General features: G+C 60.4%; 15 protein-coding genes. 7 read left to right on the forward strand and 8 right to left on the reverse strand.

All coding sequences use genetic code 11. From position 1 onward, the window contains the following. Positions 1 to 89: 89 nt before the first annotated feature. Positions 90 to 524, reverse strand: coding sequence for a large conductance mechanosensitive channel protein MscL (gene mscL / locus AB4X18_RS06385; protein ID WP_370399299.1), 435 nt, complete (start codon positions 522 to 524; stop codon positions 90 to 92). A 147-nt stretch (positions 525 to 671) separates the two neighbouring features. On the opposite strand from mscL, the gene AB4X18_RS06390 reads away from it, so the two are divergent. Further along, positions 672 to 1,370, forward strand: a complete 699-nt coding sequence (locus AB4X18_RS06390) for a glutathione S-transferase family protein (protein WP_370399300.1) — start codon at positions 672 to 674, stop codon at positions 1,368 to 1,370. 107 nt (positions 1,371 to 1,477) lie between these two features. On the opposite strand, the gene AB4X18_RS06395 is transcribed toward AB4X18_RS06390, so the two are convergent. Continuing rightward, positions 1,478 to 1,927: a YtoQ family protein gene (locus AB4X18_RS06395; RefSeq protein ID WP_370399301.1), complete on the reverse strand. Its 450-nt coding sequence runs from the start codon at positions 1,925 to 1,927 to the stop codon at positions 1,478 to 1,480. 775 nt (positions 1,928 to 2,702) lie between these two features. Then, a complete protein-coding gene (locus AB4X18_RS06400; protein ID WP_370399302.1) occupies positions 2,703 to 3,425 on the reverse strand; it encodes a DMT family transporter in 723 nt (240 codons plus the stop codon). 56 nt (positions 3,426 to 3,481) lie between these two features. On the opposite strand from AB4X18_RS06400, the gene AB4X18_RS06405 reads away from it, so the two are divergent. Continuing rightward, a complete protein-coding gene (locus AB4X18_RS06405; protein WP_432817202.1) occupies positions 3,482 to 5,122 on the forward strand; it encodes a Na/Pi cotransporter family protein in 1,641 nt (546 codons plus the stop codon). Positions 5,123 to 5,191: 69 nt separating this feature from the next. Here the strand turns inward: AB4X18_RS06405 and AB4X18_RS06410 are convergent, their stop codons facing one another. Beyond that, entirely contained in the window at positions 5,192 to 6,022 is an 831-nt protein-coding gene (locus AB4X18_RS06410; protein WP_370399303.1) for a LysR family transcriptional regulator, read from the reverse strand. 82 nt (positions 6,023 to 6,104) lie between these two features. Here AB4X18_RS06410 and AB4X18_RS06415 point away from each other — a divergent pair, with 82 nt between their 5' ends. After that, positions 6,105 to 7,091, forward strand: coding sequence for an aldo/keto reductase (locus AB4X18_RS06415; RefSeq protein WP_432817203.1), 987 nt, complete (start codon positions 6,105 to 6,107; stop codon positions 7,089 to 7,091). A gap of 35 nt (positions 7,092 to 7,126) precedes the next feature. Here AB4X18_RS06415 and AB4X18_RS06420 read toward each other — a convergent pair whose 3' ends face one another. Together AB4X18_RS06420 and AB4X18_RS06425 are read right to left on the reverse strand one after the other, a co-directional pair. Beyond that, positions 7,127 to 7,354: a DUF2798 domain-containing protein gene (locus AB4X18_RS06420; RefSeq protein ID WP_432817204.1), complete on the reverse strand. Its 228-nt coding sequence runs from the start codon at positions 7,352 to 7,354 to the stop codon at positions 7,127 to 7,129. Positions 7,355 to 7,451: 97 nt separating this feature from the next. Next, on the reverse strand, positions 7,452 to 8,036 hold the full coding sequence (locus AB4X18_RS06425; RefSeq protein ID WP_370399304.1) for a DUF1285 domain-containing protein: 585 nt from the start codon (positions 8,034 to 8,036) through the stop codon (positions 7,452 to 7,454). Positions 8,037 to 8,106: 70 nt separating this feature from the next. Between AB4X18_RS06425 and AB4X18_RS06430 the strand changes: the two genes are divergently transcribed. Genes AB4X18_RS06430 through AB4X18_RS06445 form a run of 4 tightly spaced genes read left to right on the forward strand, consistent with a single transcriptional unit; the run spans position 8,107 to position 14,814 of the window. After that, positions 8,107 to 9,114: an AAA family ATPase gene (locus AB4X18_RS06430; RefSeq protein WP_432817205.1), complete on the forward strand. Its 1,008-nt coding sequence runs from the start codon at positions 8,107 to 8,109 to the stop codon at positions 9,112 to 9,114. Next, a complete protein-coding gene (locus AB4X18_RS06435) occupies positions 9,111 to 9,995 on the forward strand; it encodes a DUF58 domain-containing protein (protein WP_370399305.1) in 885 nt (294 codons plus the stop codon). The genes AB4X18_RS06430 and AB4X18_RS06435 overlap by 4 nt, the downstream gene beginning before the upstream one ends. Next, positions 9,992 to 12,775: a DUF4159 domain-containing protein gene (locus tag AB4X18_RS06440; protein WP_370399306.1), complete on the forward strand. Its 2,784-nt coding sequence runs from the start codon at positions 9,992 to 9,994 to the stop codon at positions 12,773 to 12,775. Before AB4X18_RS06435 ends, AB4X18_RS06440 begins: the two co-directional genes overlap by 4 nt. Further along, entirely contained in the window at positions 12,772 to 14,814 is a 2,043-nt protein-coding gene (locus AB4X18_RS06445) for a hypothetical protein (protein WP_432817206.1), read from the forward strand. The genes AB4X18_RS06440 and AB4X18_RS06445 overlap by 4 nt, the downstream gene beginning before the upstream one ends. Here the strand turns inward: AB4X18_RS06445 and AB4X18_RS06450 are convergent. Next, positions 14,811 to 15,704 (reverse strand): nickel/cobalt transporter, encoded by an 894-nt coding sequence (locus tag AB4X18_RS06450; RefSeq protein WP_370399307.1) that lies wholly within the window; start codon positions 15,702 to 15,704, stop codon positions 14,811 to 14,813. The genes AB4X18_RS06445 and AB4X18_RS06450 overlap by 4 nt on opposite strands. Continuing rightward, positions 15,689 to 16,336, reverse strand: a complete 648-nt coding sequence (locus AB4X18_RS06455) for a DUF1007 family protein (protein WP_370399308.1) — start codon at positions 16,334 to 16,336, stop codon at positions 15,689 to 15,691. The genes AB4X18_RS06450 and AB4X18_RS06455 overlap by 16 nt, the downstream gene beginning before the upstream one ends. Positions 16,337 to 16,345 lie beyond the last annotated feature (9 nt).

Consider the following 16,345-nt stretch of genomic DNA (forward strand, 5'->3'; position numbering starts at 1 on the left):
AATACCGCAGCCTGCGTTTGGCTTCAATACGAATGCAAAAGGCCCGCCGAAACGGCGGGCCAATGGCACATGAAACATGTGGTAATGTGTCAGGCTTGCTTGGCCAGTTGATCACGAATTTCAAGCAGGACGTCCAGCTCAGATGGGCCTGTATCCACTTCTTCGGCCACATCTTCGGGCTTCTCCGCCTGTGCTTTCACGCGGTTGACCATCTTGACCAGCATGAACACGACCCATGCAATGATCAGGAAGTTGATGATCGCCATGATGAAGGCACCATAGGCAAAGACCGAAGCGCCGGTTTCACGTGCGACTTCAAGCGAGGCACCCTCGGGTACGTCGCCCGCAAGTACCGCATAGTTGTTGGTGAAGTCGATCCCACCGGAGAACAGCCCGATGATCGGGTTGATCAGATCGCCCACAAGCGATGTCACAATCGCGGTGAAGGCCGCGCCGATGATGATACCAACAGCCATGTCCATGACATTGCCCTTGGCGATGAAGTCCTTGAATTCGTTAATCATATATTCGTCCCTTGTTGATGAAACGCAGCTCATTTGGAAACAATTTGTGCGTCAGCGCGCAATCGTTAACACATTTCAGCACAATTGGTACCCATGCATTTGGGGGGAAAAGCGCTATCTAAAACTCAGTTTTACAAGGAGCAATAAATGGCCGATCTCTCTCACTTTCCCATCACCGGCAAATGGCCCGCATCAGATCCGGGCAAGTTGCAGCTTTATTCGTTTCCGACGCCAAATGGTGTGAAGGCTTCCATTGCGCTGGAGGAGATGAAAATTCCTTATGAGGCACACCTCGTGACGCTGGCAGATGCGGACGTTAAAAGCCCCGAATTCCTGTCGCTGAACCCCAATAACAAGATCCCCGCAATTGTGGACCCGGACGGGCCAGACGGCACCCCGATCGGGCTGTTCGAATCCGGTGCGATCCTGATCTACCTCGCGGAGAAGTCAGGCACGCTGATGGGCAATACCCCGGCGGAGAAGGCGAAGATCATCCAGTGGTTGATGTTCCAGATGGGCGGCATCGGCCCGATGTTCGGGCAGATGGGTTTTTTCTACAAGTTCGCGGGCAGCGAATGGGAGGACAAGCGGCCCCAGCAGCGGTACCTCGATGAAGCGGGTCGCCTTTTGGCGGTGCTGGAAAAGGAATTGCATGGCAAAGAGTGGATCGCGGGCGATTATTCCATCGCCGACATCGCAATTGCACCCTGGCTGCGTGCCTTGGATTTCTACGGCGCCAAGGATGCGCTGGGTTGGGAGAAGCACAGCAATGTGGTGGCCTATCTCGACCGATTTGTCGCGCGTCCGGCGGTTCAGACGGGACTGGTCACACCACCAAGAGAGTAAGTACCAGAACGACCCTGCTTGCGAAGTTTCGGGTTGGAAATCTCATCTTCACGCAATTGCAAGAACCGCACCCCGTCGGGAAACTGACGGGGTGTTCAAGACGTCCCTTACCCCGGCAAAGCACCCGTCAATACATAGCGTAGGATCTGCACCACCTGTCCCGGCTTGGATGCAACAGCCAGCGCGGCGGCGTCCACCTCTTTCAGTGCATGGGCGTGATCGGAGCCGTGCAGGATAATCAGAGACTTGCCCAACGCCGCAGCATAGCCTGCGTCGAAGGCAGCGTTCCACTGCTTGTACTGATCGCCAAACCGCACGACGACGACATCCGCCTCCTCGATCCCCTTGCGGGTGCGGATTGCGTTCATCTGCGCACCCTTGCGGTCATGCCAGAACTTGTCCGCCTCGGCACCCAATATCGCAACGCCGCAATCATCGCTGGCCTCATGATCGGTCACGGGGCCATTGAAGTGAATGTTCAGCCCCTCCGCCCCTTCTGTGATCTGCTCGCGCCAGTCTGTATGGATTTCGCCGGAGAGATAGACGTTCAGTGTCATGGTGTATTCCTTTGTTGATGGTCCAAAAATGGTGCGTTTCCCAGACCTGACAAGGGATCGTGCCGGTGTGACATGCCAGAGCGCGGATCAGTATATGGAAGACCTATCACGGAAGGAACAGGACGTACTTGCAGCGAATGACTGAAACGGAGCCCATGTCGACCGATGCTGCAGATCATGCGAACGGCCGTTAAGGAACTACATGCTTTCCGCCCAATCGATTTTCTTCATGCAAGAACATAGCGGGTAGCTTGGCCATAAAACCGGCCGGGGTTCTTCGGCCCCTTAAAACCGAACCCTCGCAATTCACAGACAATGTACCGATTCATGAGCCCGTGCCCGATGACTGCGATTTCCGAATGTCTGTGTGAAAGGTCGACCAGTCTTGATGCAGCCTCGCGCACTCGGGTCTTGAAGGGCTGGATGCCTTCACAGTCTCGGTCCGTACCACAAAACCAGAAACATCGCGCAGCCACGAACCATCTATGGACCGGAAGCTTGAAGGGAAAAGGCGGAAGGTTCGGTAGCTCCGCCTCTCTGAACAGGAGGTCATTCATGTCTGGATGACGGAATTGCTGTGCGGCGCTTGCAACACTTCGTCTCAATGCGCTGCAGACCACAAGGTTTGGTTGCTTGTTAGCTGTCGACCTTAAACCCGGCCGAAGGGGCGCGGCGTCATACCTGCGCACTTCGGCTCTCATTGCATTGGACCGCACCCACCTCCGCCCATCAAAGTCGACCCTGCCGTGTCTGAAAATCTGAATTGCGGCCTTGCTCATCTGATCATCCTACCTGTTCCTTGGTGCGCCGCTAGAATACATGCAACAATGATCAGCCCCGCGCCCACTAGGGTGTAGGGTTCGGGCGCTTCGTGAAAGAACAGCCAGCCGAAGAAGACGGCATGAACGGCGCGGCTATACTCTATCGGTCCGACAATACGAACCTCTCCAAGCCGTAAGGCATGTATCCCGGACCACTGACCAAGCGTCGCGCACAAGGCGATGCCGATCAGAATTGTTGCCCCGGCCAGGTCTGGCGATTCCCAGAACCAAAACATCGAGACGCCGGACAGGGCCCCGATGAATCCTGCTTGGTAGACCAGCAAGGTCGATGTGGTTTCTGTGCGAGACAAGATGCGGACACTTAGCGTGGCGACTGCCGCTCCCATCGCTCCCAACAACGGTATGACGTAGAACCAGAGGTCGTCGTCCTTGAACCCAGGTTGCACAATGACCGCAACCCCGACGAGTCCTGCAAGAACCGCGACGAATGTTTGCGCCTTCAATCGCTCCTTCAAGACGATCCCCACTCTGGCAGCTAAAATCGGTGCTCCATAGCCTATCGTTCGCCTTTTCCGGCGCCTGGGGTGAAAATCATGCCAGACAAATGTATATTGCACCCCCTGCACGTTGGAATACTGTCGCGCGACATACCTGTTGGGAAATGCGCCAGCCCTGGCTTTTTGATCCTGACACGCCATTAACCAGCGCTCGATCACTTTGAACCCTCCACCTGTGCTGCCTGAAAGTAAGCCCTTTGAACGAACCACAGCTCATGGAATTTCTGCTTGGCATCGCGGGTGCTGCCGCCCTGCTGATCTGGGCGGTACGGCTGGTGCGGACCGGGGTTGAACGCGGGTTTGCAGCGCAATTGCGGATCTGGCTCAAGCATTCGGCCCGCAATCGGCTTCTTGCGGCAGGCACCGGCATGGGTGCGGCAGTATTACTGCAAAGCTCGACCGCAGTCGCCGTTCTGACGTCGAACTTTGTGGCCAAGGGCGGGCTGTCGGCGACGGTGGGTCTGGCGATCTTGCTCGGGGCGGATGTGGGGTCGGCGGTTGTCACGCAGGTGCTGGTTGTACGGCAGGCGGCCCTGATCCCGATCTTGCTGCTGATCGGTGTTATCCTGTTCATGCGGGGGACGGGAAGCGTACGACAGGTGGGGCGAATCCTGATCGGTCTGGCGCTAATCTTTGTCTCGCTCGACATGATCCGCGCGGCGACAGGACCCTTGGTTGAGAACCCCGCAACGCAGGTCGTCATGGGGTATCTGGGCCGCGATCTGATGACGGCTTTCGTACTTGGCGCGGGGTTTGCATGGATCGTGCATTCCAGCGTTGCCGCCGTTTTGCTTTTTGTAACGCTTGCGGGGCAATCTGTCTTGCCGATTGGAGCAGCCGCGGCGATGATCCTTGGCGCCAATCTGGGCGGCGCATTCATCGCTTATGTCCTGACCCTTTCCGCGCCGCTTGAATCACGGCGCATGGTGGTCGGCAATCTGGTGCTGCGGGGCGGCGGGGCCATGGTGCTGACACTGCTGGTCGCGGCGAGACCGGACCTTTTGGGCATCCTCGGTGCAACTGCGGCACGTCAAACGATTAACCTGCATCTTGTATTCAACCTTGTCCTCGCCCTTCTGGCGCTGCCGCTCACCGGTCCCCTTCTTGCCGTGCTGCGGCAGGTGATGACGGAAAAACCGATAACCAACGGAGGGCTTCAGCCAACCTCTGCCCTTGATCCTGCGGCAATGGACCGGCCGCAACGTGCATTGGACTGCGCGGCGCGGGAACTGTTGGGAATGGGCCAGAAGATCGAGCAGATGCTGATAACGGTCGAGCCACTTTATGATCGATGGGACGCCGCGGCTGGCAAGCTGATCCAGGAGCAGGACAAGACAATCAAGACCATGCACCTTGATGTGAAGCTGTATCTTGCACAGCTGGGTCAGACAGGTCTGAAAGAACACCTCGGCCGCCGCTCGATTGAGCTTGTGTCGCTCTCTGCCAGCCTTGAATCCGCCTCGGACGCAATTGCGCGGACGATGCTCAAGCTGGCGCAACGGCTGGACCGGCAGCAACTGACATTCTCCCCCCAAGGGCGACGCGAGATCAGTGATTTCGCCGACCGGGTGCAAGGCAACGTGCAATTGGCGCTGAACGTGTTGATGAACCAGAACCCCGCCGAGGCGCGGGAGCTTATCGCGGCAAAGGAAAAGATCCGGCAGGTGGAACAGAAACTGCAACGCAGCCACATCGGCAGGTTGCGACAGGGTCTGGTCGAAAGCATCGACACCAGCAACATCCATCAGGAAACGCTGCGGGCGCTGAAGCAGGTCAACACGGCATTCGCGATGGTCGGATATCCAATCGTGGAGAAGTCCGGCGATCTGCTTGAGAGCCGTCTGGCTGACACCTGATGCACTGCGTCTCGGGCAGCCCTTTCAAGGCGGGGCATGCTGGCCTGGCAGTCGTGTCGGCCTTCAATGCTATTGCGATTTCAGACGACGGTTGAGGGCCTTGTATGTCTCATCAAGAACTTGCCGAACGGCGGGGATGAACCTGTCCTGGTCATGGTTGACCAACCATTGCTCATGGGTCAGTTCAGGTATCTCAGGATGTACACGAACAAGCTCTGGAATGCGATCACCGATAAAACACGGCAATACCACACGTCCTGCACCCTGCACGGCCAGGTCTTTGGCAAGCTGCGATGCGCTTACTTCCATTACAGTGACCTTATCATCCTGGGCGGCCAACCAAAGCGCCGATGGTGTATTGGCCGCCACCCTTATCCACCCCTCAACCGCGGGGTCGGTTGCATACGCGGCAAATGAAACAGCGCCGATCCGGCGACATGCCAATCCCGTTTGATGTGGACGCTGGTTCCTGATGCCTATCACGGCCTCACGGTGATTGATGTTGAGGAATTCGGTAGCCGAAATAAAGCGGAGCAACGCATCGGGCGCAGCCTTGCTGATCTGCATGATGTCCTGAGACAGTGCATGCAGCGTCCAGTGCCCAGCGGATAGTTTGACGAGCGTTTTCTCGCGTCCGCTTTGGCGGGCGAACAGCGGGCGCACCTCGGCATCGACTGCAGACACCTTGGCAAAAAGCGCCTCCCCCTGGTCGGTCAGGTCATATCCCCGCGCGTGCCTGTGAAAGATCTCGATCCCTGTGGATTGCTCCAGCGCCTGCATGCGTCGCCCCAGCGTCGCAGCACTTGTTCCAGTCTGCCGGGCCGCAGCGGACAACCCCTTGTTTCGCGCGACGGCCAGAAAGAATTTGAGGTCGTTCCAATCTGAGATCATTTCATTCATGAAAAGGAGTTTGCATTTCTTTCCGTAGAATTGCCAATCATCTTATTCGATCCTGAACCTGTAACAACATGGGGCGGATACGATGCAGTTATTGGGACAAGACGTATTACCGATGGGTATGGGGTGTTGGGCGATTGGCGGACAGTTTCATGCCGGGATGGTCCCGCTTGGCTTTGCAGATATCGACGATGCCGAATCCAAACGCGCAATCCGCGCAACCCTGGACGCGGGCTTGCGCATTTTCGACACTGCGGCTTTTTACGGCGCCGGTCATTCCGAACGCCTGTTGGGAGAGGCCCTGAAGGACCAACCTGACGCGATCATCATGTCCAAACTGGGCACCGCTATAGACGAGGACTCACGTCAGATCTTGCATGCCGAGACCGAGGCAAACGCCGTCATTCCAGCAATCGAGGGGAGTCTGCGCCGCCTGAACCGCGATCATGTCGATATCATGTTGTTGCACCTCAACGCGCTGCCGGTATCCACAGCGCGCCCGATCTTTGAGCAGATGGAAATCGCGCGGCAAGCCGGCAATATCCGCGCCTATGGCTGGAGCACCGACTTTCCCGAAAGCACCAAGGCGATGCTTGACCTCGAAGGTTTCATCGGGGTTGAGCATGCCATGAACGTATTTGTCGATGTGCCAACCATTCAGAGCACCGTACGCAAGAATAATCTATTCGCCTTTCTGCGTTCTCCGCTTGCGATGGGATTGCTGACAGGGAAATTCGACGACACGACCGTCATGCCGGACACGGACGTCCGTTCGGTTAACAGTGAAAGGCGGGACTATTTCGAGGATGCGAAACCAGCGGCGGCGCATCTGCAGAACCTTGCATCAATCCGCGAGATCCTGCGAAGTGACGGGCGCACATTCGCGCAAGGCGCATTATGCTGGCTTCTTGCAAAATATGACAGGAACATACCGCTACCGGGTGCCCGCACTGCGGAACAAGCGGCAGAAAACGCAGCTGCGCTTGCCTTCGGTCCTCTGTCTGACAATGAGATGTCCGAGATAGAAACGCTTATGACACGCGCCCCCGAAGGTGCCCCCCGCGCCCGCTGACGGGTATGGTCAGTCTCGTCTTCCCGGCGGAACGTTCATTCCTGCAGCACCAGCTTCGACACGATCCAACGAGTCACCGGCGCCAGAATCAACACAAGTGGAAAGGCCACGGCCCAACTGGGCAGCCAGGCGCTGATCCAAAGCGCAACGAAGTCCTGGTTCACCCCCATGGCACGGCCCGTGGCAATTCCTGAAACGACCAGGGACATCATCCCCGACAGGATGAAGCCAAACAGAACAGGGGCAAAACGGGAGGGTATCACGGACAGCTTTTCCCGTCAGATCGCAACGAAATACCGCGCGCTGCGCGGCTGCATTGCACAATTCTTTGCGCACTGCCCTTGCAAGACCGACAAGACCCTACTCCCCTTCAGGCAGTTCAACGGAAGGTATGATCCGGAAAAACTGCCCGCCTGACCACACACCGAACCAACCCTCATGGTGCGTTCCCAGATCCACCAGGCGGTAAAACGACTTGCGGTCGATCAATGCCTCCAGATTGCGGCGGATCAGGACGTAAGGCGACGGTTCTCCGGTGTCAGGGTCGCGCACCACCCGGATCGGGTGGTCCGGGCTGGCCAGCGCCTTGTCATCAAGATTGGTGACAAACCGCAGTTGCTGGTCCTGACCGCTTCCGACCACGTCAAAATCCACCGCGACAAAGGGGGCATCTTCGACGGTAATGCCTACTTTTTCCACGGGGGTGACAAGGAAATACTTGTCCCCTTCACGCCACAATATCGTTGAAAACAGCTTCACCAGTTCATGCCGCCCTATCGGCGTGCCTTCGTAGAACCAGGTCCCGTCACGCTTGATCTGCATATCCAGATCTCCGCAGAAGGGCGGATTCCACTTTTCAAGCGGCGGTAATCCGCGCCCTTTTGCAGCCTTTGCAGAGGCTGCAAGGCTGGATGCGCTGGGGGTAACGGTTTTTTGTCCACTCATTGCTTTTGCCATTTCCTCAGAGAGAGATACATTTACAGTCAACCAAGATAGTCCAAGGGAAGCAACTGTCATGACCCAAGCAGAAGACATGGTCGCCGAGATCGAGGCGCTGGGCGGAAAGCTGGCGCAAGCCCGGCAATCCATCACCAACCGCTTTATCGGACAGGAGCGCGTGGTGGAACTGACCCTGACGGCGCTGCTGTGTGGTGGCCACGGATTGCTGATTGGCCTGCCGGGCCTTGGCAAGACCCGTCTGGTCGAAACCCTGAGTACCGTGATGGGCCTGCATGGCAACCGGGTGCAGTTTACACCCGACCTGATGCCCGCCGATATTCTCGGCTCCGAAGTGCTTGATACGTCAGAAGATGGTTCCCGGTCTTTCCGCTTCATCGAAGGGCCGGTGTTCTGCCAGCTTCTGATGGCAGATGAAATCAACCGCGCCAGCCCCCGCACCCAGTCGGCCCTGTTGCAGGCGATGCAGGAAAAGACGGTGACCGTGGCCGGCAAGGCCCGTGAACTGGGCCGCCCTTTCCATGTGCTTGCGACCCAGAACCCGATTGAACAGGAAGGGACCTACCCCCTGCCCGAAGCGCAGCTTGACCGCTTTCTCGTCCAGATCGACGTCGATTACCCCGACCGCGACACGGAACGCGATATCCTTTTGGCCACGACGGGTGAGACGGAAGCGGAATCGACCGAAGTCTTCACCACGGATGAACTTTTGGCCGCGCAGCGCCTCCTGCGCCGGATGCCCGTCGGCGATTCAGTCGTTGAAATGATCCTTGATCTGGTCCGCGCCTTCCGCCCCGAGGAAGAGGGCGCGAGCCAGAAAGTCCGCGAAACGGTCGCATGGGGCCCCGGCCCGCGCGCCGCGCAGGCACTGATGCTGGCCGTGCGCGCCCGCGCATTGCTGCAAGGCCGCCTCGCCCCATCCGCCGAAGATGTGCTGGACATGGCGCGCCCGGTTCTCAGCCACCGGATGGCACTGAACTTTGCCGCTCGTGCGCGTGGCGACAGCCTGCAATCGCTCATTGACGAAACAGCTGCCAGCCTGAGCGCATCGCGGGCCGCTGCATGATGTCTCCGACCTCCCTGCGTGGTGCTGCCGAAGAACAGGCAGACCGCTTTCCCGCCCTTCTGGCGCGGGCTGAACACCTTGCCGGTGCCGTCCTTCTGGGCGCACACGGACGTAGGCGCGCGGGGTTGGGCGATGACTTCTGGCAGTACCGCCCTGCGCAGATTGGCGACAGCCGCCGAATGATCGACCATCGGCGTTCGGCCATGGGGGATCAGGAATTCGTGCGCGAACGCGAATGGCAGATCGCCCAATCCGTCATGCTCTGGGTCGATCAGGGTGCATCCATGCGCTTCACCTCCGACTCCAACCTGCCACAAAAATCCGACCGGGTGCGGCTGCTGGCGATGGCGGTCGCAATTCTGCTGGTGCGGGGCGGTGAACGTGTCGGACTGACCGGCACGGCACTGCCACCCCGGCGCGGCAACGCCCAAATCCTGCGTCTGGCCGAGATGCTGAGCGAGGACGACACCGCAGATTACAGCCCGCCGGAACACCGCGCGATGATTCCGCATGCCCGCGCCGTTTTCATCTCCGATTTCATGGGCGATCTCGCAGAAGTGGAACTGGCGCTGACCAAAGCGGCCGACCGGGGCGTGCGCGGTGTGCTGCTGCACGTACTGGACCCATCAGAAGAAGCCTTCCCGTTTACCGGACGTACGATCTTTGAAAGTATGGGCGGGACACTGCGCCATGAGACGCTCAAGGCGAATGACCTCAAGGGGCGCTATCTGGAGCGCCTGGCCGACCGCAAAAACGAACTGCAATCGCTTTGTACCCTGACCGGCTGGCAATATGGCCTGCATCACACGGATGCGTCGCCGCAGTCTGCCCTGTTGTGGCTCTACGGTGCCCTTTCGGCACGGGTTGGGGCGGCAGCATGACCGTTTTAGGTGGCATCGGTTTCACCGCGCCCTGGCTACTGGTGGCGCTTGCAGCGCTGCCGATCCTGTGGCTGATCCTGCGCGCCGTGCCGCCCGCCCCGCTGCGCCGCCGCTTTCCGGGTGTGGCGCTGCTGCTGGGCCTGAAAGATGATGAAAGCGTGTCGGACCGGACCCCGTGGTGGCTGCTGTTGCTCAGGATCATTGCGGTGGCGGCCATCATTCTTGGCCTCGCCGGTCCCATCCTCAACCCCGAAGAACAACGCGCCGAAGGGGATGGCCCGCTTCTGATCGTGCTGGATGGCAGCTGGGCCGGGGCCACGCGCTGGCCCGCGCAGACCGAAGCCATCGATGCGCAACTGACACGCGCGGGGCGCGCGGGCCGGACCGTGGGCTTCCTGACGCTGACACGGCCAGAGCCGCCTGTGTTCCAAAGCGCCGACGTCTGGCGCAGCAGGTTGGCCGGGATTGCGCCAGCGCCATGGCAACCCTCGCCGGATCATGCCGCCCGCGTGACACAGATCACTGCCCAACTCGATGCATTCGACACGCTGTGGTTCAGCGATGCACTGGACTTTCAGGGTCGCGACGATGTGCTGTCTGCGTTGCAGGCAAAGGGTACGGTTGAGGTCTATCAGACGGCCACCAACGTGCTGGCCATCGCCCCTGCCACCTATGAAGACAATGTCGTGACCCTATCGGTAAGCCGCGCAGTGTCGGGAACCGCCCGTTCCGTCTCCATTCTTGCAGAAGGACGCGATCCTGCGGGCAACGCGCGCAATCTGGCCACCGCGACGGCAGACTTCACGCCCGGAGACACGCAGGTCAGCACCGGATTGGCCCTGCCCGCCGAATTGCGCGCGCGGATCACCGGTTTTTCCATCGCCGGGCAGCGGTCCGCCGGGGCGATTACGCTGGTGGATGACGGGTTGCAACGCCGCGAAGTGGCGCTAATCGGCGGGCGCGGCGACCGCGAAGGACTGCAACTTCTGTCACCCCTGCACTACATCGAACAGGCACTTGCCCCAACTGCGGACCTGATCGACGGATCGATCACCGACGTTTTGCCCGCCAACCCGGATGTGATCGTACTGGCGGATATCGCCACCCTTTCTGATGCTGAAACCGCACCTTTGCTGGACTGGATTGATCGGGGCGGCATGCTGGTGCGCTTTGCCGGACCCCGCATCGCGGCAAGCGATATCAGCCGTATCGACGAGGATCCGCTGATGCCTGTCCGCCTGCGTGCGGGCGGACGCACGGTAGGCGGCGCAATGAGTTGGGGAGAGCCGAAATCGCTTGCCCCGTTCCGTGACACCTCGCCGTTCTTCGGTCTTCCCGTGCCCGATGACGTCTCCGTCACCGCACAGGTCGTTGCGCAGCCTGACCCGACGCTTGCCGAACGCGTCATCGCTTCGCTCAGCGATGGCACGCCGCTGGTGACCCGCAAGTCCGTGGGTCAGGGTCAGATCGTACTGTTCCACGTCACCGCATCAGCGGAATGGTCGTCCCTTCCGCTGTCGGGGCTCTTTGTGCAGATGATGGAACGGCTTGTCGTCTCCTCCGCCGCCAGCGCGCCCGACGCCGAAGACCTTGCAGGCACCATCTGGACCCCGCTGCGGGTGATGGACGGATATGGCACGCTGTCAGACGCGGGCACACTGCCCGGTGTGGACGGCGCCGACCTGATTGATGCGGCCCTCGGCCCCGAAGTGCCGCCCGGCATCTATGGCAATGCGGATCAGCGTCTGGCACGCAACGTCTTCGCCGCAGACGATATGCTCAGCCCCGCGACCTGGCCTGCCACCGTGCCGGTGCGTGGCCTGAGCGTCGCGCCAGAGCAGCCCCTCGCCGGGTGGTTACTGAGCGTTGCACTGATCCTCCTTGCGGTGGACGTACTGGCTTCATTGGCCCTATCGGGCCGCCTCTTCAACAGCAATTCAAGGACCACCACGGCCGCCGGTCTGGCCATCGCCCTGCTGACGCTGCCCGCCCCTCAGGCGCAGGCGCAAACCGATGCAGAGCTTGAGGAGTTCGCGCTGGCAGCCACGGGCGAGGTCTCCCTTGCCTATGTGATCACCGGGAACCGCGACCTTGACGAAATTTCGGAGGCGGGCATGCGTGGCCTGTCGGATACACTGTTCTTCCGCACATCCGTCGAACCCGCCCAACCCACCGCCGTGAACCTTGAAATGGACGAACTGGCCTTCTTCCCGATCCTTTACTGGCCCATCACGCCCGATCAGCCCCGCCCGTCATCGGAAGCTTACGTGAAGCTGAACGATTATCTCCGGTCGGGCGGGTTGATCCTGTTCGACACCCGCGATGCGGATATCGCAGGCTACGGTGCCGCCAGCCCCAATGGCCGCAAACTGCAGGACCTTGCTGCCCCGCTGGACATTCCCCCGCTGGAGCCACTGCCAAGCGACCATGTTCTGACCCGCACGTTCTACCTGTTGCAGGACTTCCCCGGCCGTCACACCAGCCGCGATGTCTGGGTGGAAGCCGCGCCGCCCAACGCCGAACAAACCCCCGGCATGCCGTTCAGAAACCTTAATGACGGGGTCACACCGGTGGTGATCGGCGGCAATGACTGGGCCTCCGCCTGGGCCGTGCGGGAAAACGGCGCGCCACTTCTGCCCGTGGGGCGCGGTTTCTCCGGCGAACGCCAGCGCGAACTTGCAAACCGGTTCGGCGTCAATCTGGTGATGCATGTGCTGACGGGCAACTACAAATCGGATCAAGTCCATGTACCTGCCCTGCTGGATCGGCTGGGCCAATGACCGGAACCCTTATCCTTGACCCGCTTGTGCCGCTGGTATTCCTGGCGATTGTCGGTGCCATTGCCCTTATGGGCATCATCATCGCGGTCGCACGCGGCCTGAACGGATGGGCGCTGCGCGGATTGGCGGCATTGGTCGTGTTGGGCGCCCTTGCCGGACCGTCCTATCAGCAGGAAGACCGCGCACCGCTCAGCGATATCGTGCTGATGGTGGAGGATCAAAGCGCCAGCCAGCGTCTGGGTGACCGCACCGATCAAAGCGCTGACGCCGCGACCGCGCTGGCCGCACAAATCACCGCGCGCCCGAACACCGAACTGCGGCGTGTCACCGTGCCGGATGGTCCGGGCGATGCGGGCACCGAACTGATGCGCGCCTTGACCGATGCGCTTGCCGAAGAACCGCGCGGCAGGGTCGCAGGCATCATCGCGCTCAGTGACGGGCGTGTGCATGATGCCGATCTGCCCATTGACCTGCCTGCCCCACTGCATTTGTTGATGAGCGGCCTTGAAAGCGATTGGGACCGTCGCCTGACCGTGCGCAACGCCCCTGCCTTCGCCATCATTGGGGAACCGGTAACGCTGACCCTGCGGATTGATGATCTGGGCGCGGCACCTACCAGTGAACAACTGGTTGAACTTGATATTTCTGTCGACGGTGACACCCCGCAGACTTTCCGCGTGCCCATCGGCGAAGACCTCGAACTGCCGATTACCCTGCCGCATGGCGGACGGAATGTGATCCGGTTTTCCCTGCCCGAAGCCGAAGGCGAACTGACGGACCGCAACAATACCGCGCTGATCCAGATGAACGGCGTCCGCGACCGACTCAGCGTGCTGCTCGTCAGCGGCGAACCGCATCCCGGCGGGCGCACATGGCGCAACCTGCTGAAATCAGACAGCTCCGTGGACCTGGTGCATTTCACCATCCTGCGCCCGCCGGAAAAGCAGGACGGCGTGCCGGTTGACGAACTGTCGCTGATTGCGTTTCCGACCCGCGAATTGTTCATGGAGAAGATACAGGACTTCGATCTGATCATCTTCGACCGCTACAAGCGCCGCGGCATCCTGCCTGCCCTCTACCTTGATAATGTAGCTAGCTATGTGCGCGAAGGCGGTGCCGTGCTGGTGGCTGCCGGTCCCGATTTTGCCTCTGCCGACAGTATTTTCCGCTCCCCCCTCGGGCAGGTCTTACCCGCCACGCCGACGGCCCGCGTGATGGAGGAACCCTTCCTGCCCCGCGTCACCGACCTGGGCCAACGCCACCCTGTTACGACCGATCTGCCGACGGCGGGCGACTGGGGCCGCTGGCTACGCCAGATCGATGTTGGTGATCCGCAGGGCAACGTGGTGATGCACGGCATTGATGACCGTCCGCTTCTGGTGCTGAACCGTGTCGGTGAGGGGCGCGTCGCCTTGATCGCCTCCGACCACGCCTGGCTGTGGAGCAGGGGGTATGAAGGGGGCGGGCCGCAACTTGAACTGCTGCGCCGTCTCGCCCATTGGATGATGAAGGAACCTGAGCTTGAGGAAGAGGCGCTGACCGCCACCGCCGAAGGCCAGACCATGCGCATCTCGCGCCGGACACTAGGAGAGACAGTGCCGCCTGTGACCATCACCGCCCCGGATGGCAGTACCGTTGAACTTCCCTTTGAACAAAAAGGGCCTGGTCAGTTCGAAACGGTTTTCGAAGGGCCAGAGATCGGCCTCTATCGCCTTTCAAACGGCGATCAGGAGGCGGTGATCGGACTTGGTCCAGCCGCCCCTCGCGAATTCGTTGAAACCATCGCCAGCGCCGATGCGCTGACCCCTCATGTCGACGCTCTGCGCGGCGGGGTGATCCGGCTTGAAGACGGGCTGCCGCGACTGCGCGACGTGCGTGCGGGCAGACCTGCGGCCGGACGCGGCTGGATCGGTCTGACACCGCGTAACGCATATGAAACGCTGGACGTGCGCCAAACGGCGATCCTGCCACCGTGGCTGGTGCTGGTGCTTTCTGCGCTTTTCATAACCGCCGCGTGGCTGCGTGAAGGACGCCGCTAAAGCGCGCGCAGCAACAGACCGCCTGCCAGCAAGGCCACCACACAACCCGCCAACACCTCCACCGCGGCAGCCACCTGCACAAACCGGGGGGAGCCGCTGATGCCGGCCAGCATGCCACCGCGCAGGCCACCCGCCGCCAACCCGACGGCAATCGTAACCAGCGCCGTCCCAATGGCCATGGCAAAAGCTCCCGCAATGCCGATCAGTCCGATGCCCATTTGCCAGGTCAGGATCAACACGAAAAGCGCCCCGGTACAGGGCCGCACCGCAATGCCGCCGATCAACAACAGCGCGTCGCGCAGGCTGCGTGTCTCACTCACCTGGTCCAGCGTCGGTCCGTGCGCATGCCCGCAACTGGAACACGTCGCCCCGTCGCCTTCATGGACGTGATCGACCACAGGTGCCCGCATCCGCCGAAACCCGCGCCACATCAACCAAAACCCGATAACCGTGATCGCCCCATAGCTTGCCGGTGCCATCACGTTTTCTGTCACACCCACCAGCGCCTCGCGCCCCAGATTGAGGATGAACACCCCCGCATAAACCAGCACAACGGCCGTCACCGCCTGTCCCAACGATGCCGCCAGCGCAATCAGCGACAGCCGCGTCATGGGCACGGACCGGGCCATACCATACCCGCCGATCAGAACCTTGCCATGCCCCGGTCCTGCCGCATGGGCAAGCCCGTAGGCAAAACATGCCCCCAACAGCGCGATGATCGCACCGGCCTCGCCCGCGCGCACGCTGCGCAGCGATAGCGCGATACTGTCCTGAAACCCGCGCTGCTGTTGTGCCGCCCAGACCCCCAGACGGTCAAACCCGCCAGTCAGCCAAAAGCCCGCAAGCACGACAAGCAACGCAAGGGCACCTAAGCTCAGGATGCGGCGCATGAAACAATCACCGTGGTGGCCAATTGTGCCCCAATATCCTCAAATCCGACGTCCGCCGGATCAATTTCCGGATCAAGCGCTTCAAGCTGGGCACGTACCGCCTGCAGCCCAGAGGTCAGGTCTGGCATTTCGATGCGCTTGCGGCAGTTGTCGATCCCCGCAATCTCAACAGGCAAAGTCACATCATAAGCCGTATAGTAAGTCGGATCATAGGGTTTAACGGAGAGCGGTTCGCCCGCAGACGCACCCAATACCTGTCGCACATGAGTGGTGGCGACCCGCCCTTCATCAAGACGCGCGGTATATTGCTGCGGCCCCGAAAGGCGCAGCAACGCTGCACCCTGTCGGATCTCAAGATCTCCGTTGAACCCTTCGACCCATTGCATGTCAAAACCTGTCAGCCTGTCGGTCTCCGCCGCTGTCAACGCACCGTCGAAATCCGGATCAAGGCCCATATCCTCCGTTACCAACAGAGAGTAAAGTGGGTCGTAAACCCATGTCATCTCAACCGTTTTCAGCACACCGGAGTCATCAAATGTCAGCCGCACGCCGGTATCGATAAAGATATGCGGATGCGCCGCCAGCGGGCTGGCGGTAGCAAGCAACAGGGTCAGGGCAAGGGCGTTTTTCATCTCCGATCT

The sequence above is a fragment of the Sulfitobacter rhodophyticola genome, assembly GCF_041281685.2.
In the GTDB taxonomy this organism is placed as follows: domain Bacteria; phylum Pseudomonadota; class Alphaproteobacteria; order Rhodobacterales; family Rhodobacteraceae; genus Sulfitobacter.